Here is a 24622-nt window from a genome sequence, read left to right as displayed (position 1 = left end):
GTCGTCTGTCAGAGCATCCGTTCCAGGCCGACCGCGGTACTCATCCACGCATTGAAATGGCGCCACCAGCTGCCCGGCTCCTTGGTCAGCGTATGCATTTTTCCGTCGTCCTCGGTCACCCAGACGATCCGGTCGTTTTCCAGCTTCACCTGATAACTGAGGGGCGGCGCCATACCCTCCATCGCCGCTGTGCGCACATGCGCGGCGAGTTCGGGGCTGTCCACCAGCACGCCGACTTCGGTGTTCCACAACACTGAGCGCGGGTCGAAGTTGAACGAGCCGATGAAGGATTTCTGCTGATCGAAGATCATCGCCTTGCTGTGCAGGCTCGAATCGGAACCACGGTAGGACTTGCTGTAGAAAATATGCGGCCCGCTGCCGCCGCCTTCGCCGGGCTGGCGGCGCAATTCGTACAACTTCACGCCATGTTCCAGCAGCGCCCGGCGATAGGGCGCGTACCCGCCGTGCACCGCCGGGACGTCGGTGGCTTCCAGCGAGTTGGTCAGCAGGCTGACGGAGACCCCGGCATCGGCGCGGCCAGTGAGGTAAACCAGCCCCGGTTGCCCCGGTACGAAGTATGCCGAGATCATGATCAGCTCTTTGCTGACGCCGGTGAGCTCGGGCGCCAACTGCGTGGTGAGCAGCAAATGCGGATCGGGCTCGCCGTCTGACAGGACCTTGCTTGGTGCGTCCCACAACGCCTGGTTCCAGGCCCAGATCAACTCCCGGCGCCAGATGTCCATGCGCGGGTTTGTGGTGTAGGTCATCAGCTGCTGATACAGCGCGTGATTCTGCTTGCGCGTCTCTTCCAGCGACTCTTCCAGGCGGGTGCGGGTATTTTGCAGGTCCTTTTGCGTCGGTTTGCTCGACAGGAATTCATCGATCGGCTTGCTCAGCGCACTGTTCCAGTACTGGTCGAAACTATGGCCAAGCTGCTCGGCAACCGGCCCGACGCCGAGCATGTCGATGTCGGTGAAGTTCAGGTTGGGCTCGGCATCGAAATACTCGTCCCCCAGATTGCGGCCACCGACGATGGCCGCGCTGTTGTCCGCCAGCCACAGCTTGTTGTGCATGCGCCGGTGTTGCAGCGACAGGTTGAACAGCCGGCCCATGGTTCGCGTCACGCCTGTGGCCCGGCCCAGATGCAACGGGTTGAACAGGCGGATCTGGATCTGCGGGTGCGCCGCCAGGGTCGCAATAATCCAGTCGAGGCCGTCGCTGGTGGTGTCGTCGAGCAGGATTCTCACGCGCACGCCACGGTCGGCCGCCTTGAGCAATTCCTCTGCCAGCATGCGGGTGCTGATGCCGTCGTGGACGATGTAGTACTGCAAATCGAGGCTGCTTTGGGCGTTGCGGATCAACTCGGCACGGGCCATGAAGGCTTCGCCGCTATTGGACAGCAGGCGAAAACCGGACTTCCCCTCATGGGGCGCGGCCTGGGCCTGGATCGATCGACCGAATGCCGAATCACTGGCGGGCAGCGCCTGACTGGGCTCGCGTTGAACGTCGAAGCTGGCGCAACCGCCCAGGAGCGAGGCCAGTAGCAGAAGAGCGAGCAGGGGCTGTCTGACTCTCACGTAGGATCGTTCCGATTGGCGGCAGGTGTCCGCATATGGACGCTGGATTCCGGTAAAAAGTCAGTCCGTGAAGCTGTCATTTTCCGCCAGCAGTTTGATCGCCGCAGCGCCGACCTTGCGCACCGCGTCTTCGATCTGTGGTGTTGGCTTGGCAGCGTAGTTCATCCGCAAGCAATTGCGGTACTTGCCCGAGGGCGAAAAGATGCTCCCGACGGCAATCTGTACGCCCTGGTCATGTAAGGCGCGATTCAGTTTCAGGGTGTCGAAACCATCAGGCAGTTCGACCCAGAGCATGAAACTGCCTTGCGGGCGACTGGCGCGGGTGCCGGCGGGGAAATAGCGGCTGACCCAATCGATCATCATGTCGCGATTGCGCTGGTATTGCGTGCGCATCCGCCGCAAATGCGGTTCGAAGTGACCGGCTTTGAGGAATTCGGCGATGGCAATCTGCGGCTGCGGCGCCGTAGAGCCGGTGCTGATGTATTTCATGTGCAGCACCCGCTCCAGATACCGGCCCGGTGCAACCCAGCCGATGCGCAAACCCGGCGCCAGCGTTTTGGAAAATGAACTACAGAGCAGGACCCGGCCGTCTTCGTCGAAGGATTTGATCGTGCGGGGACGCGGGTAGTTGTAGGCCAGTTCGCCATACACATCGTCCTCGATAATCGCCACGTCGAAACGCTGTGCGAGCGTCAACAACGCACGTTTGCGCGATTCCGGCATGATGTAGCCCAGCGGGTTGTTGCAGTTGGGCGTCAACTGTATGGCCTTGATCGGCCATTGTTCCAGAGCCAGTTCCAATGCATCGAGGCTGATCCCGGTCAGCGGGTCGGTGGGGATTTCCAGGGCCTTCATATTCAGGCCCTTGAGCGTCTGCATCGCGCCGTGAAAGCTGGGTGAGTCCACCGCGACGATGTCACCTGGCTCACAGATAGAGCGAATGCTGGTGGACAGCGCTTCGTGACAGCCAGTGGTGATCACCAGGTCGTTGGCGGTCAGTTGGCATCCGGAATCCAGCATCAGGCGGGCGATCTGTTCGCGCAGTTCGAGGGTGCCGTGAATGTTGTCGTAATACAGACCGGGCATATCCTGCCGCCGACTGATGCGGGCGAGGTTACGCAGCAACGGTTTCATGGTCGGGGTGGTGATGTCTGGCATACCGCGGCCCAGTTGCACTACATCCTTGCGCGGTACCGCACGGATCAGTTCCAGCACTTGATCCCACTGCGAAATATCCACCGGGCGCTGGGCGGGGCGACCGATCGCCGGCAACTCCGGCAGTTCACGACTGACCGGAACGAAGTAGCCGGATTTTGGTTTCGGCATCGCCAGGCCATTGTCTTCCAGCACCCGATAGGCTTGCTGCACCGTGCTCAGGCTGACGCCATGCTCGACGCTCAGCGCCCGCACCGACGGCAGCCGATCACCGGGGCGATAGAAGCCCTGTTCGATACGCGTGCCGAGCAATTCGGCGAGGTTGACGTAAAGGGTCATGGCGCAGTCTCGGTGTGGGTGATTCGCTTAACCAGTACAGATCAGGTAAAAAATCATGATTCAGAGGCTAAAACGCGAAATCTGTATGGAGTTAATACTGACAAGTTGAATCTGTAATGCTTTTCGCCGTCCACGCATCATGAAAGCTCTGGCTACCCAAGTAAACAGGAGCAATCAAAATGAACGGCTTGAGCGATGTGCGGCTGGCGTTACGCAGTCAGGAACTGGCGGCAGGGCAAAAAAACGGTGCGCGGGAAGCGATTATGCGCAACGCACCGTCCGGCCTGAGTCGCTGGGGCCTGTTCTGGCATCGTCTGCACACGCGCAAGGCATTGCTCGATCTGACGCCGGAGCAATTGAAGGATGTCGGGTTGAGTCGGGAGCAGGCGCGGGAGGAGGGGCTTAAGTCTTTCTGGAGGATCTGAAGCCTAAACGCGATCCCCTGTAGGCGCTGCCGAAGGCAGCTCCTACAGGGTTCAGACCAACTCTTTCATCCGGTGCCACAACATCCCCAACGCCAACAGCGGCGAGCGCAAATGCTTCCCGCCGGGGAAGGTGATATGCGGCACCTTGGCAAACAGATCGAACCCACCACCCTGCTGCCCACTGATCGCCTCGGCCAGCAACTTGCCTGCCAGGTGCGTGGCATTCACCCCGTGACCTGAATAAGCCTGGGCGTAATACACATTCGGCTGATCCTTGAGCCGGCCGATCTGCGGCAGGCGGTTGGCGCCGATACCGATCATCCCGCCCCATTGATAATCGATTTTCACCCCACCCAGTTGCGGAAAAACCTCCAGCATCTTCGGCCGCATGTACGCGGCGATGTCCTTCGGGTCGCGACCTGAGTAGTGGCAGGCGCCACCAAAGAGCAAGCGTCGATCCGCCGAGAGCCGGTAGTAATCGAGCGCCACCCGCTGATCGCAGACCGCCATGTTCTGCGGCAGCAGTTCGTGCGCCTGTTCTTCGCTCAAGGGTTCGGTGGCGATGATGTAGCTGCCGGCGGGCAATACCTTGCCACTGAGTTCGGGGTTGAGCTGGTTAAGGTAGGCATTACAGCCCAGCACCAGCGTCTTCGCGCGAACCGAACCTCGAGCCGTATGGGCCTTCACCTCCGGGCCGTAATCGATGCGGGTTACCGCCGATTGTTCGAACAACTTCGCGCCCAATTCCTGCGCGGCGGCAGCTTCGCCCAAGGCCAGGTTGAGAGGGTGCAGATGCCCGGAGCCCATGTCGATCAGGCCACCAACGTAGCGGTCGGAACCCACCACCGAGTGCATTTCATGGGCTTGCAGCAAACGGGTTTCGTAGCGGTAGCCGAGGCTGCGCAGTTCTTCGGCGTCTTCGGCGAAACCTTCCAGGTCGCGAGGCTTGTTGGCGAGATCGCAGTAACCCCATGTCAGGTCGCAAGGGATCTGAAAACGCTCGACCCGCTGTCGGACGATTTCCACCGCTTCCAGGCCCATGAGTTTCATCTGACGCACACCGTCCGCGCCGATCACGTTGGTGAATTGATCGAGCCCATGACCGACGCCACGAATCAGCTGCCCTCCGTTGCGGCCGCTGGCGCCCCAGCCAATCTTTTGCGCTTCGAGTAGCACCACGCTGAGGCCGCGTTCTGCCAGCTCAAGCGCGGTGTTCAGCCCGGAAAACCCACCACCGATCACGCACACATCGGCCACCAAATCCTCCGTAAGCACCGGGTAATCGGGCTGTGGCAGGCTGCTGGCGGCGTAATAGGAAGCAATGTGCTGGGCGCGGGCATTCATGCGCGTCATCCTGAGTCTTGTGTCTAGAAAATTTGACGGAGCATAAGCCGGACCTTCCGGCGCGGGCAACACTGGTCGGTTGTGGCTGTCTGGATCGACACTTTTGCTGCAGAATCCCGCTCTATTCCGCTTTGGACTACCGTTTCGATGAGCTGCAACAGTCAGAAAATCCGCACCTTGCGCCAGCAGATCCCCTCGTTCGAGTGCGTGCCCGGCTGCCATGACTGCTGTGGGCCGGTGACCACATCACCCGAAGAAATGTCCCGCCTGCCGCGCAAGACCCGCGCCGAGCAGGATGCGGCGATGGATGAGCTGAACTGTGTGCACCTTGGGCCGAACGGCTGCACGGTGTATGACGAGCGGCCGCTGATTTGTCGGTTGTTTGGCACCACCAAGACGCTGCCGTGCCCGAATGGGCGGGGGCCGGTTGAGTTGATTCATCCGCGGGTGGAGAAGCAGATTCATGAGTACATGGCTTCTACCCGGCAGGTGCTCGTCTGAAGGAAGACCGAGTCGCCTGTAATCGCTAGCAGGCCAGCTCCCACAATGGTTCTGTGTCGTACACAGAATGTGTGTCCACTGAAGTCCACCTGTGGGAGCAGCTGGCCTGCTAGCGATGAGGTCTGAACAGACACCACAAAGGCTCAATCCGGAATCGGCAAACTCAAACTTTCTTTAACCTCTTCCATCACGATATAGCTCTTGGATTCCCGCACATGCGGCAGCTTGAGCAGAATGTCGCCCAGTAGCTTGCGGTACGAGGCCATCTCGGAAATCCGCGCCTTCACCAGGTAGTCGAAATCCCCTGACACCAAATGGCATTCCAGCACGTGGGGCAGTTTCAGCACCGCACGTCGGAACTCTTCGAAAGTATCGCCGGATTTGTAGTCGAGGCTGATCTCGACGAACACCAGCAGACTACCCTTGAGGTGCTGCGGATTCAGCCGGGCGTTGTAGCCCATGATGATGCCTTCGCGCTCCAGGCGCCGAACCCGCTCGGTGCAGGGTGTGGTCGAGAGCCCGACCTTTTCCCCAAGCTCTGTGAAGGAAATGCGCCCGTCGGCTTGCAGGATCCGCAGGATGTTGCGGTCGATCTTGTCCAGCTCACGTTTGGTCTGAGTGTTGGTACGCATAGGGGATGCGCCTCCGTGAAAAGCGTTTTTGCCGAGAATTGTCGCCAAATATAGGTGCTTATATAGTGAAAAGCACTGGCTAATCTTTTTTAAACTGCCCACATCTACGGTCTGAACTACAAACGTCAGCGGCACGCCGCGATGAGGGATATGAAAATGCGCGTTATGGTCTTGGGTAGCGGCGTCATCGGTACCACCAGTGCTTATTATCTGGCGCGTGCCGGGTTCGAAGTGGTGGTGGTGGACCGTCAGCCGGCTGCGGCCATGGAGACCAGTTTCGCCAACGCCGGGCAGGTATCGCCGGGTTATGCCTCGCCGTGGGCCGCGCCGGGTGTGCCGCTCAAGGCCATCAAGTGGCTGCTGCAGCGTCACGCACCGCTGGCGATCAAGGCCACCGCCGACATCGACCAGTACCTGTGGATGGCGCAGATGCTGCGCAACTGCACCGCCAGCCGTTACGCGGTGAACAAGGAGCGCATGGTCCGCCTGTCCGAGTACAGCCGCGACTGCCTCGACGAATTGCGCGCCGAAACCGGCATTGCCTACGAAGGCCGAAGCCTCGGTACGACTCAATTGTTCCGCACCCAGGCTCAGCTCGACGGCGCCGCGAAAGACATCGCCGTACTCAAAGAGTCCGGCGTGCCGTTCGAACTGCTCGACCGTGCCGGTATTGCCCGCGTTGAACCGGCCCTGGCCAGCGTCACCGACATTCTCGCCGGTGCCCTGCGCCTGCCGAACGACCAGACTGGCGATTGCCAGATGTTCACCACCAAACTCGCAGAGATGTGTACGAACCTTGGTGTGGAATTCCGCTTCGGCCAAGACATTCAGAAGCTCGACTTCGCCGGTGATCGCATCAACGGTGTATGGATCGACGGCAAGCTGGAAACCGCTGACCGTTATGTATTGGCACTCGGCAGCTACTCGCCGCAACTGCTCAAGCCGCTGGGCATCCGCGCCCCGGTGTATCCGCTCAAGGGTTACTCGCTGACCGTGCCGATCACCAATCCGGCGATGGCCCCGACTTCGACTATCCTCGATGAGACCTACAAGGTCGCGATCACCCGTTTCGATAACCGTATCCGTGTCGGCGGCATGGCTGAAATAGCCGGTTTTGACCTGTCGTTGAACCCGCGTCGGCGCGAAACCCTGGAGATGATCGTCAACGACCTTTATCCTCAGGGCGGTGATCTGGCCCAGGCGAGTTTCTGGACCGGTCTGCGTCCGACCACCCCGGACGGTACGCCAATTGTTGGCGCAACGCCGTTCAGCAACCTGTTCCTGAACACCGGGCACGGTACGCTCGGCTGGACCATGGCGTGCGGTTCCGGCCGTTTGCTGGCCGACCTGATGGCGAAGAAAACGCCACAGATCAGCGCCGAAGGCCTCGATATTTCCCGTTATGGCAGCAAACTCCAGGAGTCCGCAAAACATGGCAATCCAGCGCCAGCTCACCAATGAGCGCATGAGTCAGATCGTCGCTCACAACGGTACGGTGTATCTGGCCGGGCAGGTCGGCGATGACATGAACGCCGGGATTGAACAACAGACTCGCGAAGCCCTCGCCAATATCGAGCGATTGCTCGATCTGGCGGGTACCGATAAGCACCACTTGCTGTCTGTGACGATTTATTTGAAAGACATCGACGCGCACTTCGAAGGCATGAACGCGGTGTGGGACAAGTGGCTGCCAAAAGGCGTCGCCCCGGCCCGTGCGACAGTTGAGTCAAAGCTGTGCGAACCGGAAATCCTGGTAGAGCTGTCGGTTGTAGCCGCTCTGCCATAAGCCTGTCAGAAAGATCCCTCTCCCGGTGCTGTGGGCGGTTAACGCCGTCAGCCAGCGCCGGTTTTTATTTCCACGACCGCCTAGAAGCCTGCCGCCATGCGTCCAGCCCGTGCCCTGATCGACCTTCAAGCCCTGCGTCACAACTACCAAATCGCCCGAGAACTCACAGGGGCCAAGGCCCTCGCGGTGATCAAGGCCGATGCCTACGGCCATGGCGCGGTACGTTGCGCCCAGGCGCTGGAAGCTGACGCGGACGGGTTCGCCGTGGCCTGCATCGAAGAAGCGCTGGAGCTACGCGCCGCGGGCATTCGGGCGCCGGTGTTGCTGCTGGAAGGTTTTTTCGAAGCCGATGAACTGGCGCTGATCGTCGAGCATGATTTCTGGTGTGTGGTGCATTCGTTGTGGCAGCTCGAAGCCATCGAGAAAGCCGCGCTGAGCAAGCCGATCACGGTGTGGCTCAAGCTTGACTCGGGCATGCACCGGGTCGGCCTGCATCCGAAGGATTATCAGGCGGGGTATCAACGTCTGCTGGCGAGCGGCAAGGTCGCGAAGATCGTGCTGATGAGTCACTTCGCCCGTGCCGATGAGCTGCACAGTCAGGCCAGTGCCGAGCAAGTGGCCGTATTTGAAGCGGCGCGTCAGGGTTTGTCCGCCGAGATCAGCCTGCGTAACTCTCCGGCGGTGCTCGGTTGGCCGCAGATTCCAAGCGACTGGGTACGCCCGGGCATCATGCTCTACGGTGCCACGCCGTTTGAAGAAGCCAACGCGGTAGCCTCCCGCCTGCAACCGGTGATGACCCTGGAATCGAAGGTGATTTGCGTGCGTGAGCTGCCGGCTGGGGAGCCGATCGGTTACGGCGCAAAATTCATCACGCAAAAACCGATGCGTGTGGGCGTGGTGGCCATGGGGTATGCCGATGGTTATCCGCGTCACGCGCCAACCGGTACACCGGTGATGGTTGCCGGTCAGCGCAGCCAGTTGATCGGCCGGGTGTCGATGGACATGCTCTGCGTGGATTTGACCGATGTGCCGCAAGCCGGCCTCGGCTCGACCGTCGAGTTGTGGGGCAAAAATGTGCTCGCCAGCACGGTTGCGGAAGCGGCTGACACGATTCCTTACCAGATCTTTTGCAACCTGCGCCGGGTACCGCTGCTCTATTCCGGGGCTTAAGCCCAAACACTGCGCACCGGAAGTCGCCTCGCCGCACGGGATTCAGGCCAAAGTGTTGTAAATACTGAACGCTGTCGCCATGATAACGCTCAATATTCCTACAACCTGAATCCTGGAGGCGCAAGCTTGGACGTCGGTGAACGACTGCAATCCATCCGTAAGCTCAAAGGTCTTTCGCAGCGTGAACTCGCTAAACGCGCGGGCGTCACCAACAGCACCATTTCGATGATCGAGAAGAACAGCGTCAGTCCCTCGATCAGTTCGCTGCGCAAGGTTCTGGGCGGGATTCCCATGTCCATGGTCGAGTTCTTTTCCGAAGAGATCCTGCAGGAAAAACCGACTCAGATCGTCTACAAGGCCAACGAGCTGATCGATATTTCCGATGGTGCCGTGACCATGAAACTGGTCGGCCGGGCGCACCCGAGCCGCGCCATCGCCTTCCTCAATGAAATCTACCCGCCAGGCGCCGATACCGGTGACGAGATGCTCACCCATGAGGGCGAGGAAACCGGGATTCTGGTGGAAGGACGGCTGGAACTGGTGGTCGGGCTGGAAACTTTTGTGCTTGAAGCAGGCGATAGCTACTACTTTGAAAGTACCAAGCCACATCGCTTCCGTAATCCGTTCGATGCGCCGGCGCGGCTAATCAGCGCAGCCACGCCGGCGAATTTCTAAGAGAAGAGGCGTCCTGCCAGCACGGCAGCGACACCCAAAGGGTTTTTCCGCGGCGCAACAAGACCCCTTCGACTTTGGGGTTGTTTCAGTGCGGCGGGCTTACCGCTATACTTGCGCCCGCCTGCGAACCGTGGCCGTAGGCGTGACTAGCCACCATTGAGGGTGAACGCGTGAATCTAATTATGAAAATGCTGGCTGCACCAGCAACCGTATTGGCCCTATGGGCTGTCAGCGCTCAAGCTGCGACCAGCGACGATATTGCCAAACGCCTTGAGCCAGTCGGCCAGGTTTGCGTTCAGGGTAAAGAGTGCAAGGGGATGGAAGTGGCTGCCTCTGCTGGCGGAGGCGGCGGTGCCAAGGCACCTAAAGACGTGATTGCCAAGCATTGCAATGCTTGCCACGGTACTGGCCTGCTGGGCGCGCCGAAAATTGGCGACAAAGCGGCCTGGAAAGAGCGCGCCGATCACCAGGGCGGCCTCGACGGCATCCTGGCCAAAGCTATCACCGGTATCAATTCGATGCCGCCTAAAGGCACCTGCGCCGACTGCACCGACGACGAGCTCAAAGGCGCAATCAAAGAGATGTCCGGCCTGTAATACGCCTGCATCTTTCGCGAAAAAGCCGCTTTCGAGCGGCTTTTTTGTGCCTGCGATTTGCCGCACGAGGCTGTTCATTGCAGCAAAGACACGGCACGATCGGTCCAACCCCAACTCACGGAATGTAAGGGAGGATCAGATGGTGCAGTTGTGTTCTATCGAACAGGCGGTCGATGATGTGTTGGCACGGTTGCCGGCGCACATCCACATGGGCCTGCCCCTCGGCCTGGGCAAACCCAACCACTTCGTCAACGCGCTGTATCAACGCGTGGCGCAACTGCCCGAGCGGCAGCTGACGATCTACACCGCGCTGTGCCTGGGCCGTCCTTCCTTGGGCGACGGTTTGCAAAAGCGCTTCCTTGAACCCTTCATCGAACGGGTGTTTGGTGACTATCCGGAACTGGATTTCCTCGCGGGCCTGCACAAGGACAACCTGCCGCCCAACATCCACGTTCATCAATTTTTCATGCAGCCCGGCAGCCTGCTGCATAGCGCATCCGCTCAGCAGGATTACGTCAGCAGCAACTACAGCCACGCCGCGCGGGACATCAATGCCGCCGGTTTGAACCTGGTCGCGCAACTGGTGGCCAGCCACAGCGAGCATCCCGATCGCCTCAGCCTGAGTTGTAACCCGGACATCACCCTCGACCTGTTCCCGATGATCGAGAAACGCCGGGCAGCGGGGGAGACGATCCTGCTCGTGGGCCAGGTGCACAACGACTTGCCGTATATGCCCGGTGATGCGGAAATCGGTATCGATGCCTTCGACCTGCTGATCGATGAGAAGGACACCACCACGCTTTTCTCGACGCCGAACATGCCGGTGGGTTTCCAGGATCACTTCATCGGCCTGCACGCCAGCACGCTGGTGCGCGATGGCGGCACTTTGCAGATCGGCATCGGTGCCATGGGCGACGCGCTGACAGCTGCGTTGCTGGCGCGACAGGCTGACAACGAGGGTTACAAAGCGCTGCTGGCGGACGTGAATCTCAGCCAGTGGGCGCAGTTGATCGACCGTGAAGGCGGAATCGAGCCCTTCGCCAAGGGCCTTTACGGTTGCAGCGAAATGTTCGTCAACGGCTTGCTGGTGCTGGCCGATGCCGGGATCGTGCGGCGCAAGGTCTACCCGGACGTGCCCACTCAGCAACAGGCCAATGCCGGCACCCTGGACGAGGCTGCGCAGATCGACGGCATTTCGGTGCACGGCGGATTTTTCCTCGGGCCACGCAGTTTCTATGAGCGCCTTCGTGAGTTGCCGCAAAGCAAGCGGCTCGAATTCAACATGACCCGCATCAGCTACATCAACGAGCTTTACGGTCAGGAAGAACTCAAACGCTTGCAACGCCTGGATGCGCGATTCATCAACACCGTGTTTACCATGACGTTGCTTGGCGCCGGTGTGGCCGATCAGCTCGAAGACGGGCGGGTACTCAGCGGCGTCGGCGGGCAGTACAACTTTGTCGCCCAGGGCCATGCGCTGGAGGGCGCGCGCTCCATTCTGTTGCTGCGAAGCTGGCGCGAGGCAGGCGGGGAGGTCAGTTCCAACATCGTCTGGCAGTACGGCCATTGCACGATCCCGCGGCATCTGCGCGACATCGTCGTCACCGAATACGGCATCGCCGATTTGCGCGGCAAGACCGATGCGGCAGTGATCGAGGCGTTGCTCAACATCAGCGATTCACGCTTCCAGTCGGGGTTGATCGAACAGGCGCAGGACGTAGGTAAATTGCCGAAAAATTTCCGCATTGATCCGCGTTTTGCCGACAACAGGCCAGAGCGTCTACAGGCGATTCAGGCGCGGCATCCGCAGTTGTTTCCGGAGTATCCGCTGGGGTGTGATTTCACTGGGGAGGAGCGGGACTTGTTGCGGGCGCTCAACTGGCTGAAGAGCAAGTTCAAGCTGACGGAGATTCTGGAGTTGGGCAAGGCCGCTCTGGATGCGCCAGAGCCTGAATCGTTTCCCGAGCATCTGGAGCGGATGCAACTGACCAACCCGGAGGGGTTGAAAGAGGATTTGTTCCAGCGCCTGCTGCTCACCGGCCTGAAGGCCACCGCGCCATAACACGCAACGCAAAACCAACTGTGGGAGCCAGCCTGCTGGCGATGGCTGTCTGTCGGTCATGAAGATTTTGACTGACACGACGCCATCGCCAGCAGGCTGGCTCCCACAGGGGATAGTTATTCGATTAAGGTCACGACGCCGCCAGCCACATTTTTGAGACAGGAGGAATAGAACAGGTATTTTTACTTTCGTGGGATACCACTTAATTAGCTAGTGTATTGGGCTTACGTTCACAGATGGACTAAGGAAGTCTATGTGATAACCGGAAGACCCATCACCAATAGCTAAGTGAACTCCACTGATGCCTTCATTCATTTGTGAGTTTGTTTTGTAATCGATATTCGATGAGATAGCCTCGTTTACCCCGATGGCAAACTCCGTCAGCTTAAGTCCTCGAGCACCAGCCGCAAGATCTAAAAGCTTTATTTGCTCTTCATTTTTTATTTTTAGTGAGATGATGGTGTTGTCTTTAATTGATAACACTGCACCTTCTTTCGAAATTCGATTGCTCAGCCAATTAAGTGAAGTTTTTAGGCCCTCTGGTAGGGTCGGGTTAGGTTTTCTGAGCACTGTCAATATACCCGCGATTTTTAATGTTCCGGTAAAAGAAAATGGGCAGGGCTCTTGTGGGTTCATGTGTGCGTAATGAACTTCGAAAAATTCTGCTACGGACTGAACAAAATCGTGAGACACGTCTTCGGCAAGTAGTGCGTAAGGCTGGGCGTGCGGAAAAATTGAGACCTGCGCGTCGGCGTCGTTACCAGAAAGAAAAAAGAAATCATGTGAATTGAGCATGTTTAACACAGATCGCTGTGTGCATAAGGCATGTTCAAAATTGCTACTCAGCAAAAGCTTAAGGCTATAAAGCGCAGTAGCTACAGTGGGTTCGAACACTTGAGTTGCGCAGAAAACGCTTCTTTTGCTTTCTGTATTTTTTGCTAGGTCAAACGTCATTTTTGCGGCGTCATTGCTAAAAGAAAAAACAATACTGTTTCTTGGTAGTTTCTTTAGCTCAAAAATATTGGCTGTGTTGAGTCCTTGCAACGCACACTCTCTGAGGAAGTCATTTGAGTCCGAAATAATTAATAATTCTTCACGGCCGAAGAGTGTCGATATCATATTCGTTGGTGACATAAAATTCTCCTGGTTTTTCCAATGCGCGGAAAGAACACTTACCGCGCATTGGTATCATTTACTCAGTGTGAGCCCAGGCCAACGGTGCCCACCCAAAATTATCCGGGCCAGAAGTGATCCGGTTAAGCTTTTCTTTGACGACTTTTTCATTTTTCATATGATCATCCTTTTTCAATTTTTAGTTTGCTCCCCGAGCTGCTTGGGAGTGGACTAATTAATACAGGATTTTTTGGGTGCGTTAAGTGTCTTGCTAGGCATTTTTTAGAATATATTCATCTGTCACGACTCTCGGAGGATGTGATGCGGTTATTTGTGTGGGGCGCATCTGTAGTCTTATTCTGAAAGTTTGATTTTTTAATTTTCTATGTTGTTGTGGATGAGTTTGTGTAGTTAGCTTTATTTATGGGCTTCGTTTTCTGGCTCGATATTAACTGTAGGTAGAGGATTATATAGTGCGCGCATCAAAGAAATATCTGTCAGATACGTCTGTCCATCAGGCCTTATTGCTAGTTGATCTAACCGAAACAAACAATCCCAATCACGCCGTCCGGCTGCTGCTGCATGAAGTCCTGGAAGGACTCGCTGAAAAAGGCTGGCCTAAAGCACAGTTACAGACTGGGCCGCGTATTGTGTCTGCTGAAGAAAATTACGGTTTGCTCGGCTATGATCCGACAGAAGTCACGCTCGGGAGTGAACACACCCGTTGGGTCGATGAGTGCTCGCTGTTGCGAACGCAAACCACCAGTCAGATTCCGGCAGCGCTTCAGCGAGCGGCGCAAGTGCGGCAACCGGGGCAGACTATTTTGCTGGCCGCACCGGGTATTACTTTCCGTCGCGATAGTCGGGATCGTTGGCATTGCGCAGAACCGCATCAAATGGATATTTGGGTGCTGGGTGATCCGGATATGTCGACGCATGAACATCTGTTGCGCCTGGTCAGCGATATTCTCAAGTCCGCCGTTCCCGATAAACCTTGGGTCTACAGCAATAGTCCGCATCACTACACGGAGGGCGGAATTGAAGTAAATGTGTTGAATGACTGTGCTCCAGTTGAAGTGTTGGAGTGCGGTCGTATTGCGAGATCTTTGTTGGAGCGCTTGAAAATAGACCCGCTGCGTCATGGGGGGCTGGCGCTGGGGATGGGGCTGGATCGCCTGACAATGCTGCGCAAGGGCATCCCGGATATTCGCTTGCTACGCGATCAGAACGTGCGAGTGCAGGCGCAGATGCATGATCTGAAGCCATGGACGGCAGTATCGCGTTTGCCGTCGATTGCTCGTGACATCTCGTTGGCGGTTACGCCGGGGCTAAGCGAAGAGGTGCTGACCGAGAGGATGTTGCAGGCGGCTGGTGACTGCTCTGACTGGATCGAGGAGATGCAGGTCAAGGGACGCTGGGCGTTCTCGGATTTACCCGCACAAGCAATCAAGCGCCTAGGGCTGCTACCGGGCCAGGAGAATGTACTCCTGCGAGTGGTGCTGCGTGATTGTTCGCGATCAATCACTACCGCTGAGGCGAATGCCTTGTATGCGGACATTCAGGCAGCGATGCATGAAGGGGCGCCGGGGGCGGGTTATCGAATGGATCTTCCAAAGGCTTGAAATCTAGTTGCCCGAGTAACCACTCAATCGCCGCGGGAGCGAGCCTGCTAGCCAACATTGCTGTTGGGCTTTATGGCCTCATCGCGAGCAAGCTCGCTCCCACAGGGGAAATGCGGTGTAGCGGGTTATTCGATGAAGGTCACGACACCGCCCGCCAGCGACTGAACGCGAGCCAGCGACTCAACCCGATAACCCTGCGCATCCAGTTCCGCACGCCCACCCTGGAACGACTTCTCAATCACGATCCCCAAGCCCGCCACGGTCGCGCCGGCCTGTTTGATGATCGAGATCAGCGCCTGGGACGCCTTACCGTTGGCCAGGAAGTCATCGATGATCAACACGCGATCGCTGCTGGTCAGGTGGCGCGGGGAGATCGCCACTGTGCTTTCGGTCTGCTTGGTGAACGAGTAAACGGTCGCCGACAGCAGGTTTTCGGTCAGGGTCAGGGACTGATGCTTGCGGGCGAAAATCACCGGTACGCCCAGGTTCAGGCCGGTCATGATCGCCGGGGCAATGCCCGAAGCTTCGATGGTGACGATCTTGGTGATGCCCGAGTCCTTGAACAGCGCAGCGAACTCGTCGCCGATCAGCTTCATCAGCGCCGGGTCGATCTGGTGGTTCAAAAAGGCGTCGACCTTCAGGACCTGATCGGAAAGCACGATGCCTTGTTCGCGAATTTTCTGGTGCAGTGCTTCCATGAAGCGTTCCTCTACTGGCGCTGTGTGCGCCTAGCTTGTCAAAAAGTGTTTGGTTGAAAAGTGCTCAATTCTAGCGCTTTAACATCGCTCGTATATCCGCCAATGCGGTGTTGCCGCGAACGGCTTTGACTTCAACCGGCGTGTCATCGGTGCCTTCCCAAGCCAGGTCGTCCGGCGGCAATTCATCAAGGAAACGGCTCGGTGCGCAGTCGATGATTTCGCCGTATTGCTTGCGCTTGGCGGCGAAGGTGAAGGCCAGCGTCTGGCGCGCGCGGGTAATGCCAACGTAGGCGAGGCGGCGTTCTTCTTCGATGGTGTCGGCTTCGATGCTGGAGCGGTGCGGGAGGATTTCCTCTTCCATGCCCATGATGAACACGTAAGGGAATTCCAGACCCTTGGAGGCATGCAAGGTCATCATCTGCACGCCTTCGGCGCCGTCTTCCTCTTCCTGCTGACGTTCCAGCATGTCGCGCAGGACGAGTTTGCCGATGGCGTCCTCGACGGTCATCTCGCCTTCTTCGTCTTTCTCCAGGGTGTTTTTCAACGCCTCGATCAGGAACCAGACGTTACCCATGCGGTAGTCGGCGGCCTTGTCGCTGGAGCTGTTGGTGCGCAGCCAGTTCTCGTAGTCGATGTCCATGACCATGCTGCGCAGCGCCGAGATCGGGTCTTCGCCGGCGCACTGCTCGCGGACCTTGTCCATGAAACGCTTGAAGCGCGACAGGCGATCGGTGAAACGCGTGTCCAGATGCTCGCCCAGGCCGATTTCGTCGGTGGCGGCGTACATCGAGATTTTTCTTTCGGTGGCGTAGTTGCCGAGCTTTTCAAGGGTGGTCGAACCGATCTCCCGGCGTGGGACGTTGATCACCCGCAGGAAGGCGTTGTCGTCATCCGGGTTCACGATCAGGCGGAAGTAGGCCATCAGGTCTTTCACTTCCTGACGTCCGAAAAAGCTGTTGCCGCCCGACAACCGATACGGAATCTGGTGATGCTGCAGCTTCAGCTCGATCAGCTTGGCCTGGTAGTTACCGCGATACAGAATCGCGAAATCGCTGTAGGGCCGGTCGGTACGCAAGTGCAGGGTCAGCAGTTCCACGGCCACGCGTTCGGCTTCGGCGTCTTCGTTGCGGCAGCGGATCACGCGGATCTCGTCGCCGTGGCCCATCTCGCTCCACAACTGCTTTTCGAATTCGTGCGGGTTGTTCGAGATCAGCACGTTGGCGCAACGCAGGATGCGGCTGGTGGAGCGGTAGTTCTGCTCCAGCATCACCACTTTCAGGGACGGGTAATCGTCCTTGAGCAGCATCAGGTTTTCCGGGCGGGCGCCGCGCCAGGCATAGATCGACTGGTCGTCGTCGCCCACCACGGTGAACTGGTTGCGCGTGCCGATCAGCAATTTCACCAGCAAATACTGGCTGGCGTTGGTGTCCTGGTATTCGTCCACCAGCAGGTAGCGAACCTTGTTTTGCCACTTTTCGAGGATGTCGGCGTGTTCCTGGAACAGTTTCACCGGCAGCAGGATCAGGTCGTCGAAGTCCACCGCGTTGAACGCCTTGAGCGTGCGCTGATAGTGGGTGTAGACGATGGCGGCGGTCTGCTCCTTGGGGTTGCGTGCGTTTTCCAGGGCTTCGGCCGGCAGGATCAGGTCGTTTTTCCACGAGCCGATCATGTTCTTGATCTCGTCGACGCCGTCGTCGCCCGCGTATTCCTTCTGCATGATGTCGGTCATCAGGGCTTTGACGTCGGTCTCGTCGAAAATCGAGAAGCCCGGTTTGTAGCCCAGCCGCACGTGTTCCTTGCGGATGATGTTCAGGCCCAGGTTATGGAAGGTGCACACGGTCAGGCCACGGCCTTCGCCGCCCTTGAGCAGGGTGCCGACCCGTTCCTTCATTTCGCGCGCGGCCTTGTTGGTAAAGGTCATGGCGACGATGTACTGGGCGCGGATGCCACAGTTCTGGATCAAGTGCGCGATCTTGCGCGTGATCACGCTGGTCTTGCCGGAGCCCGCGCCGGCGAGCACCAAAAGAGGGCCGCCGACGTAGCTCACGGCTTCTTGCTGCCGGGGATTGAGTCGGGACATACGTAAATTCAGGAGTCAGTCACGAAATGGGCCGGCATTTTAACAGGCTCAGCGAATTGTGCTGCTCTCTCCGACTTGTGACGCAACACGCTATCTATATTTGCCGGTTTTGTTACTTTCACGCAGGATGCGCGGTGAATTTGCGTCTAATGTTCGTAATTCCGGATACAAAGGTATCGTTTGATAACTGATGTCATTTGGTCATTGGTTATCGGCACGGCATAATGCCCGCCGCCTACATCATTGCAGAGTCTAGGGAGCTAGCTTGTCTACGCCTGTCGAACCCTTGCGTTTGCTGCTACTGGCCGAAGAGCCAGCGTGGGCAGCGTTGTTGCGCGAGTGTCTGGCTCCGATGGGGAGCTCGGCCGTGCTCATCAGCGCTCCAAGCTGGGAATCGGTCAGCACTCTGTTCGATGACAACCGCAGCGCGGTGTTGTTGACGATCCCGGCCCTTCAGCCGGCGCCGGGCCGTTGCAATTTGCCGACGGTGTTGCTGCTCGAGCACGAGCCGCTGTTGCCGCCCGATGGCGTGAGCGACTGGTTGGTGCGCGAGCATCTCGACCCCGGCATGCTGCGCCGTTGCCTGCGCCATGTGCGCGAGCGCGGCGTGCTGGAAAACACCCTGCAGCGCCTCGCCGAACAGGACCCGCTGACCGGCATCGCCAACCGCCAGGGTTTCCAGACCCTGCTGGCCGCGCGACTGGCAGAAAACGAAGGCCGCGGCCTGGCCTTAGGTCACCTCGACCTCGACAACTTCCGCCACGCCAACGACGCCCTCGGCCATCAGGCTGGCGACCGGTTGATTCTGCAAGTGGTCGCGCGGCTGAAAAGCCAGCTCGAGGCGAGCGATCAGCTGGCGCGGCTGGGCAGCGATGAGTTCGCCCTGCTGATCGACACCCGCCGCGCGCCGCAACGCGCCGAGTGGATGGCCGAACGAATCACCGAGGCACTGGCAGAGCCCTATTGGGTCGACGGCGAAAGCCTGTTGATCGGTTCCAGTCTGGGCATCGCCCACGCCCGCGCCCAGGCCGGCGCCGATCCGTTGATGTGGCACGCGCACATCGCCATGCAGCAGGCCAAGAGCACTCAAGGCTGCACCTTTCACATCTTCAACGAACGCATCAATCGCAATGCCCGCAGCATGGCCGACCTCGAAAGCGAGCTGCGTCGGGCGTTGCGTCGCGATGAGCTGGAACTGCATTACCAGCCACGCTTGAACCTCGAAGACGGCCAGATTGTCGGCCTCGAAGCCCTGGTGCGCTGGCGTCACGCTGAACGTGGCTTGCTGCCGCCGAGCGAATTCGTGCCTCTGGCCGAGCAAAGCGGTTTGATCGTGCCGCTCGGTTACTGGGTGATTTCCCGCGCGCTGCGCGACATGCAGGCGCTGCGCGAGCTGGGTCTGCCGGCGTTGCACATGGCGATCAATCTGTCGTTCCGGCAGTTTCAGGACAGCCAGTTGCTTTCGACCCTGAGCCGGCTGATTGCCGAGCGCGGCGTCGAGGCGCAATGGCTGGAATTCGAACTGACCGAAACGGCGGTCATGCGTCGTAGCGATCTGGTGAAGCAGACCATGGATGCCCTCGGGCGTCTGGGCGTGCGGTTCTCGCTCGACGACTTTGGCACCGGCTTTTCGTCGTTCGTGCACCTCAACAGCCTGCCGATTGCCTTGCTGAAGGTCGACAAGAGTTTTGTCGGTGGGATGGAGGGGCGCGAAGAGAATCGCAAACTGGTGCATGCCATGATCAATCTGGCGCACAACCTCAATCTTGAAGTGGTTGCCGAGGGCGTGGAAACGCCGGAGCAGCTGGACCTGTTGCGCGGGTTTGGCTGTGATCAGGTGCAAGGGTATCTGATCAGCAAGCCGTTGCCGTTGGCGGAGCTGGTGGATTACTTGAGTTTCGGCAGCAATCAGCAGCCGGCGCTGGAAGGCGTGGTTTAACACGCAGCTTTTGTGGCGAGGGAGAAAGCGCCCTCGCGACAAAAGCTCCCACAGCGGATTTCAGTCAGGTTGAGCCATCCGGAAGCCTTCCTGAGGTGTTGGCTCCCGCCGAATCATCCGCTTCATCTTCCACTCAAACGCCAGCGTCAGGCTCACCGCCGCGCACGCCAGGCCCAGCGCCAACCCCCACCAGACGCCCGTCGGTCCCCAGTTCAAATGGAAGGCCATCCACCAGGCGGCAGGCGCGCCAATCAACCAATAGCAACCCAGCCCGACCAGGAACGTGGTCTTGGCGTCCTTGAGCCCACGTATGCAGCCCATGGCGATGGTTTGCGTACCGTCAAACAGCTCGAACCACGCCGCCACCGCCAGCAGGCTCACAGCCAGTTCGATGACGGGACGGAAGGCCGGATCGTTGTGGTCCAGGAACAGGCCAATCAACTGATTGGGTAGCAGCCAGAAGACCATCGCGAAGCCGAGCATTGCGGCCGCGCCAAACGCGATCCCGACCCGTCCGGCCAGTCGCGCATCCAACAGCTGCCCGGCGCCGTAATGCTGGCCGATGCGCATGGTGATCGCATAGGAAAGCCCCGCCGGAATCATGAACGCCACCGAGACGATCTGCAGCGCGATTTGATGCGCGCCCAGTTGCGTACTGCCCATGGTGCCCATGCACAGCGCCGCGAAGGCAAACAGCCCGACTTCCACTGCGTAGGTGCCGCCAATCGGCAGGCCCAGGCGCCACAGCTCTTTCAGATACTGCCGGTTAGGCCGCGACAAACCCTGACGCAACGGATACGCGTCGTACGCCGGGTGCCGCCGAATATGCAGCGCCAACGCCACGGCCATCAGGTTGGCCACAATCGCCGTGACCAGACCTATGCCCACCAGGCCCATTTTCGGCAGGCCGAACATCCCGGTGATCAACGCATAATTGAGCACGAAGTTGGCCACCGTGCCGCCGAGGCTGATGACCATCACCGGCGTCGCCCGGCCGATAGCGCTGGTGAAACCGCGCAGGGCCATGAAACTCAGGTAGCCGGGCAGGGCGAACGGCAGGATCAACAGGAATTGCCCGGCTGCCTGAACGTTGGTTTCAGTCTGGCCGAACATCAGCAGCACCGGTTTGAGATTCCACAGCAGCAAACCGGCGACCAACGCCATCAACCACGCCAGCCACAGGCCGGCCTGGGTCAGTCGCGCCGCCCCGACGATATCGCCCGCGCCCTGACGGATCGCCACCAGGGTGCCGACCGCCGCGATCACGCCGATGCAAAAAATCGACACAAACGAATACGTCGCCGCGCCGAGTCCGCCGCCAGCCAGTGCTTCGGGGCTCAGCCGCGCCATCATCAAGGTGTCAGTGAGGACCATCAACATATGCGCCAACTGCGAGGCAATCAACGGCCCCGCCAGCCGCAGGATGGCCCAGAGTTCAATACGCGCTGGATGCTGCATGGTCATCACGCTCGACGCTCAAAGAGAACAGGGAAAGCGTCGATTCTCGGCGCTCTGCGGGGTTTGCACAAAGGGATAAAAAGGATGGATGGCATGATTAAAACTCATCCTGCGGAGATTCTGATAAGTTGACGCCATTGCGCTATAGGAGCTTTCCGCATGTCTCGTCGTCTTCCTCCCTTGTATGCCCTTCGTGCATTCGAAGCGGCGGCGCGGCATAGCTCGTTTACCCGTGCGGCCGAAGAGTTGTCGATTACGCAGAGTGCGGTCAGTCGACACATTCGTACGCTCGAAGAGCACTTTGCCTGTCGGCTGTTTCACCGCAGCGGTCGCAATCTGCAACTGACCGAGTCGGCGCGGCTGATCCTGCCGGGCATCCGCGAAGGCTTCACGGCACTCGAACGCGCCTGCAATACCTTGCGCGCCGAAGATGACATCCTGCGCATGAAAGCCCCATCCACCCTGACCATGCGCTGGCTGCTGGCGCGGCTCAGCCGTTTCCGCCATCTGCAACCGGGCAACGAGGTGCAATTGACCAGCGCCTGGATGGACGTCGACTCGGTGGACTTCAACCACGAGCCGTTCGACTGTGCCGTGATCCTCAGCAACGGGCATTTTCCACCGGACTGGGAGGCGAGTTTCCTGTTCCCCGAGGAGCTGATTCCGGTGGGCGCGCCGAATCTTCTGAAGGATCAACCCTGGGATGTCGAACGCCTGGCCAATGCCGAACTGCTGCACCCGACGCCTGACCGGCGTGACTGGCGCAACTGGCTGGAGCGCATGGGGATGACCGAACAGGTGTCGCTCAAGGGCGGGCAGGTGTTCGATACGCTTGAGCTGGGGATGATTGCCGCCGCCCGGGGTTATGGCGTGTCGATGGGCGATCTTTTGATGGTGGCCGAGGATGTGGCGCAGGGTCGTCTGAGTTTGCCTTGGCCGACTGCCGTCGCCAGCGGTGAGCATTATTACCTCGTCTGGCCGAAAACACGTCCCGGAGGTGAACGTTTGCGCCGTCTCAGCGATTTCCTCCAAGGCGAAGCCCAGGCGATGAAACTGCCGGATGTCGAGCACCTGAGCTGAATCGTTAGAGCCAGCGAGATAGAGGCTTTGAGCCATATCCTCGCTTATTACTCAAGTATTCAGGTTTGCCGCCGAAAATCTGCAGATGGAACCTTCGTGCAGGTTCGATGCAATTCCCATTATTAGAAAATTTGCCGAGCAGCCGATCAATGAAGATCCGGTCACTTGGCCAGGAGCTGTCATGTCTCAACCTCGTGCCCGGATTGCCTCACAGCTTGGTCTTGCGCTCGCCGTTATTCTGGCGATTGTCATCAGCGGCAGCACCGTGTTTGCCTTGCGCTCGCTGGACTCGGCCAACCTCGCTACCCGCGAAGAGCACCTGGCCAGCGAAGCCCGCTTGCTGGCCGACCAGCTGAGTACGTTTCACGGTACGTTGCGTGAAAGTACCCAGCGCCTGGCCGGCCTGTTCGAGAAGCGCTTCAGCGCAGGCCTGAGCGTGCATCCGGACGAGCCGGTGGCCGTGGCGGGCACGCAGACCCCGGGCCTGCACCTGGGCAGCGAGGTGCTGAATAACAACTTCAAGGAAGTGGACGAGTTCAAGCAAATGACCGCGGGCGTTGCGACCGTGTTCGTGCGCAGCGGTGATGAATTCATTCGAGTCAGTACGAACGTCACTAAACAGGACGGCAGCCGCGCCATCGGCACCTTGCTCGATCACGCGAACCCGGCTTATGCACGTTTGCTGGCGGGGCAGAATTATGTAGGTCGGGCGTTGCTGTTCGAACGCTTCTACATGTCGCAGTACACCCCCGTGCGCGACAGCAGCGGTAAGGTCATTGCCGTGTTGTACGTAGGATTCGATTACACCGACGCTCAGAACGCGCAGTTCGCCAACCTCACACGATTCCGCATCGGGCAGACCGGCTCTTTGGCGCTGCTCGATGAGCAGAACAAATGGCTGGTGCCAATCGCGGGTGTGCAAGCACCGGAGCAAGCGGTCAAGTCGATCAACAGCCTGGCCAAGACGCCGGGTAAAGGTGAGTTCTGGAGCGACACGTCCGAAGACTTCTACAGCATTGCCGTGCCCTTTGAAGGCGGGCCGTGGTCGGTCGTGGCGAGCATGCCGAAAAGTGAAATCCGTGCTGTGACCTGGGCCGTGGGCATTCAATTGGCGATTGGCAGTCTGCTGGCGATGTTGATCGCCGTGGGCTCGGCTGTCTGGTTGCTGCGCAGTAAGCTCGCACCGCTGGGTGATCTGGTGCGTCAGGCCGAAGCTTTGGGCGCCGGTGATCTGAGCGTGCGCTTGAACGTGTCGAGCAACGACGAAATCGGTCAACTGGCCCGCGCCTTCAACCAGATGAGCCAGGCGCTGTCGACAATGGTCGAGCACATCCGCAAGGCCTCGCAAGAGGTCAACAGTCGTGCCCAGGCGCTGTCGGGTCTGTCGGGTGGCGCTTATGAAGGCATGGAACAGCAGTCGGGCGAAATCACCAGCATGGCCGGCGCCGTGGAAGAATTCAGCGCCACCTCGCTGAACATCGCCGACAACATGGGCAGCACTCAACGTCTGGCTCAGGAAAACGCACAACAAACCCAGATTGGGCGTACATCGATGGACGAAGCGTCCTCGTCCCTGGAGCAAATTGCCGGCGCACTGAACAGCACCGCCACGGTGATCAACACCCTGGGTCAGCGCTCTCAGGAAATCGGCGGGATTGTCGGGGTGATCACTTCGATTGCCGAGCAAACCAACTTGCTGGCGCTCAACGCCGCCATCGAAGCGGCGCGTGCCGGTGAACAGGGGCGTGGATTTGCGGTGGTGGCTGACGAGGTGCGCAACCTGGCATCGCGTACTCGCCAGGCCACCGATGAGATTTCCGGGATGATCCAAAGCATCCAGCAGGAAACCGGCAACGCTATCAGCACCATGGAACAGGGCAACGTGCTGATGCAGGAAGGCCTGTCGCGCAACGCCAACGTCGCGTCGGCCCTGGCGCGAATCGATGAGCAAAGTCGCTCGGCTGGCCAGCAGTTCGCGGCGATCACCACGGCGACCCAGGAGCAGAGCAGCACCGCGACATTGCTCAGCAGCAACCTGCAAAGCATTGCGTTGGCGAACAGTGAGCAGCGGGAAGTGGTGTCGAACCTGGCGGTGACTGCCAAGGAACTGGAGAAGCTGGCGGCTGATTTGCGCCAAGAGGTTGACCGGTTTCGTTGAGGCGCCTTTGAAATAGCCTTCGCGAGCAGGCTCCCACAGTTGACCTCAGGTGTTCACAAATGCTGTGTTCACCTGCGACCTAATGTGTGGGCTTGCTCGCGAAAGGATCGACCCCCTTTTCGATTTGCCGCACATTCGCGAATCATTTATCTCCAAGCGGTCTTCTTGGCTTTGTCTGCACTTTTTAACTTGATGAAACGTTTCAGCAAGTC

20 protein-coding genes are annotated in these 24622 nt (G+C 58.9%); 12 read left to right on the top strand and 8 right to left on the bottom strand.

What is annotated here, in order from left to right; genetic code table 11:
* Positions 1-8 precede the first annotated feature (8 nt).
* Together ACM6IQ_RS01715 and ACM6IQ_RS01710 are read right to left on the bottom strand one after the other, a co-directional pair.
* Positions 9-1577, bottom strand: coding sequence for a phospholipase D family protein (locus ACM6IQ_RS01715; protein ID WP_017341473.1), 1569 nt, complete (start codon positions 1575-1577; stop codon positions 9-11).
* A gap of 60 nt (positions 1578-1637) precedes the next feature.
* On the bottom strand, positions 1638-3071 hold the full coding sequence (locus tag ACM6IQ_RS01710) for a PLP-dependent aminotransferase family protein (RefSeq protein ID WP_017341472.1): 1434 nt from the start codon (positions 3069-3071) through the stop codon (positions 1638-1640).
* A gap of 179 nt (positions 3072-3250) precedes the next feature.
* On the opposite strand from ACM6IQ_RS01710, the gene ACM6IQ_RS01705 reads away from it, so the two are divergent.
* Positions 3251-3496, top strand: a complete 246-nt coding sequence (locus ACM6IQ_RS01705) for a DUF1127 domain-containing protein (protein WP_017341471.1) — start codon at positions 3251-3253, stop codon at positions 3494-3496.
* Positions 3497-3547: 51 nt separating this feature from the next.
* Here the strand turns inward: ACM6IQ_RS01705 and ACM6IQ_RS01700 are convergent, their stop codons facing one another.
* Positions 3548-4840: an NAD(P)/FAD-dependent oxidoreductase gene (locus tag ACM6IQ_RS01700; RefSeq protein WP_414877953.1), complete on the bottom strand. Its 1293-nt coding sequence runs from the start codon at positions 4838-4840 to the stop codon at positions 3548-3550.
* Positions 4841-4987: 147 nt separating this feature from the next.
* Here ACM6IQ_RS01700 and ACM6IQ_RS01695 point away from each other — a divergent pair, with 147 nt between their 5' ends.
* Positions 4988-5341: a YkgJ family cysteine cluster protein gene (locus ACM6IQ_RS01695; protein ID WP_007947437.1), complete on the top strand. Its 354-nt coding sequence runs from the start codon at positions 4988-4990 to the stop codon at positions 5339-5341.
* Between the two features lie 143 nt (positions 5342-5484).
* Here ACM6IQ_RS01695 and ACM6IQ_RS01690 read toward each other — a convergent pair whose 3' ends face one another.
* Positions 5485-5973, bottom strand: a complete 489-nt coding sequence (locus ACM6IQ_RS01690; protein WP_003177284.1) for an Lrp/AsnC ligand binding domain-containing protein — start codon at positions 5971-5973, stop codon at positions 5485-5487.
* Positions 5974-6129: 156 nt separating this feature from the next.
* Here ACM6IQ_RS01690 and dadA point away from each other — a divergent pair, with 156 nt between their 5' ends.
* The 6 genes from dadA (at position 6130) to ACM6IQ_RS01660 (ending at position 12262) form a co-directional block, all read left to right on the top strand.
* Positions 6130-7434: a D-amino acid dehydrogenase gene (dadA, locus tag ACM6IQ_RS01685; protein WP_031319174.1), complete on the top strand. Its 1305-nt coding sequence runs from the start codon at positions 6130-6132 to the stop codon at positions 7432-7434.
* Entirely contained in the window at positions 7406-7759 is a 354-nt protein-coding gene (locus tag ACM6IQ_RS01680) for a RidA family protein (RefSeq protein WP_414877952.1), read from the top strand. Before dadA ends, ACM6IQ_RS01680 begins: the two co-directional genes overlap by 29 nt.
* Before the next feature lie 96 nt (positions 7760-7855).
* Positions 7856-8929 (top strand): alanine racemase, encoded by a 1074-nt coding sequence (alr, locus tag ACM6IQ_RS01675; protein WP_414877951.1) that lies wholly within the window; start codon positions 7856-7858, stop codon positions 8927-8929.
* Between the two features lie 126 nt (positions 8930-9055).
* Complete coding sequence (locus tag ACM6IQ_RS01670) at positions 9056-9604, top strand: cupin domain-containing protein (RefSeq protein WP_007947433.1); 549 nt, start codon at positions 9056-9058, stop codon at positions 9602-9604.
* Positions 9605-9786: 182 nt separating this feature from the next.
* Entirely contained in the window at positions 9787-10200 is a 414-nt protein-coding gene (locus ACM6IQ_RS01665; protein WP_017341466.1) for a c-type cytochrome, read from the top strand.
* A gap of 139 nt (positions 10201-10339) precedes the next feature.
* Positions 10340-12262, top strand: a complete 1923-nt coding sequence (locus tag ACM6IQ_RS01660; RefSeq protein WP_017341462.1) for an acetyl-CoA hydrolase/transferase C-terminal domain-containing protein — start codon at positions 10340-10342, stop codon at positions 12260-12262.
* A 210-nt stretch (positions 12263-12472) separates the two neighbouring features.
* On the opposite strand, the gene ACM6IQ_RS01655 is transcribed toward ACM6IQ_RS01660, so the two are convergent.
* On the bottom strand, positions 12473-13396 hold the full coding sequence (locus ACM6IQ_RS01655) for a hypothetical protein (protein ID WP_414877950.1): 924 nt from the start codon (positions 13394-13396) through the stop codon (positions 12473-12475).
* 452 nt (positions 13397-13848) lie between these two features.
* On the opposite strand from ACM6IQ_RS01655, the gene ACM6IQ_RS01650 reads away from it, so the two are divergent.
* A complete protein-coding gene (locus tag ACM6IQ_RS01650) occupies positions 13849-14997 on the top strand; it encodes a hypothetical protein (protein WP_414877949.1) in 1149 nt (382 codons plus the stop codon).
* A 125-nt stretch (positions 14998-15122) separates the two neighbouring features.
* Here ACM6IQ_RS01650 and ACM6IQ_RS01645 read toward each other — a convergent pair whose 3' ends face one another.
* Entirely contained in the window at positions 15123-15695 is a 573-nt protein-coding gene (locus tag ACM6IQ_RS01645) for a xanthine phosphoribosyltransferase (RefSeq protein ID WP_010465159.1), read from the bottom strand.
* A gap of 70 nt (positions 15696-15765) precedes the next feature.
* A complete protein-coding gene (rep, locus tag ACM6IQ_RS01640) occupies positions 15766-17775 on the bottom strand; it encodes a DNA helicase Rep (RefSeq protein ID WP_017341457.1) in 2010 nt (669 codons plus the stop codon).
* Between the two features lie 265 nt (positions 17776-18040).
* On the opposite strand from rep, the gene ACM6IQ_RS01635 reads away from it, so the two are divergent.
* The gene (locus ACM6IQ_RS01635; RefSeq protein WP_017341456.1) at positions 18041-19714 is read left to right on the top strand and encodes a putative bifunctional diguanylate cyclase/phosphodiesterase; all 1674 of its coding nucleotides are present in this window, start codon (positions 18041-18043) and stop codon (positions 19712-19714) included.
* 60 nt (positions 19715-19774) lie between these two features.
* Here ACM6IQ_RS01635 and ACM6IQ_RS01630 read toward each other — a convergent pair whose 3' ends face one another.
* Positions 19775-21172: a NorM family multidrug efflux MATE transporter gene (locus ACM6IQ_RS01630; RefSeq protein WP_414877948.1), complete on the bottom strand. Its 1398-nt coding sequence runs from the start codon at positions 21170-21172 to the stop codon at positions 19775-19777.
* 159 nt (positions 21173-21331) lie between these two features.
* Between ACM6IQ_RS01630 and ACM6IQ_RS01625 the strand changes: the two genes are divergently transcribed.
* Positions 21332-22252: a LysR substrate-binding domain-containing protein gene (locus ACM6IQ_RS01625; protein WP_414877947.1), complete on the top strand. Its 921-nt coding sequence runs from the start codon at positions 21332-21334 to the stop codon at positions 22250-22252.
* 181 nt (positions 22253-22433) lie between these two features.
* Positions 22434-24410 carry a methyl-accepting chemotaxis protein gene (locus ACM6IQ_RS01620; protein WP_017341453.1) on the top strand — a complete coding sequence of 659 codons (1977 nt, stop codon included), beginning with the start codon at positions 22434-22436 and terminating at the stop codon, positions 24408-24410.
* The last annotated feature ends 212 nt before the right edge of the window (positions 24411-24622 follow it).

Source organism: Pseudomonas sp. IT-P100 (assembly GCF_949767185.1).
In the GTDB taxonomy this organism is placed as follows: Bacteria; Pseudomonadota; Gammaproteobacteria; order Pseudomonadales; family Pseudomonadaceae; genus Aquipseudomonas; species Aquipseudomonas fluorescens_B.
The sequence above is the reverse complement of the archived record's forward strand: the minus strand, read 5'-3'. Positions and strand labels throughout refer to the sequence as shown.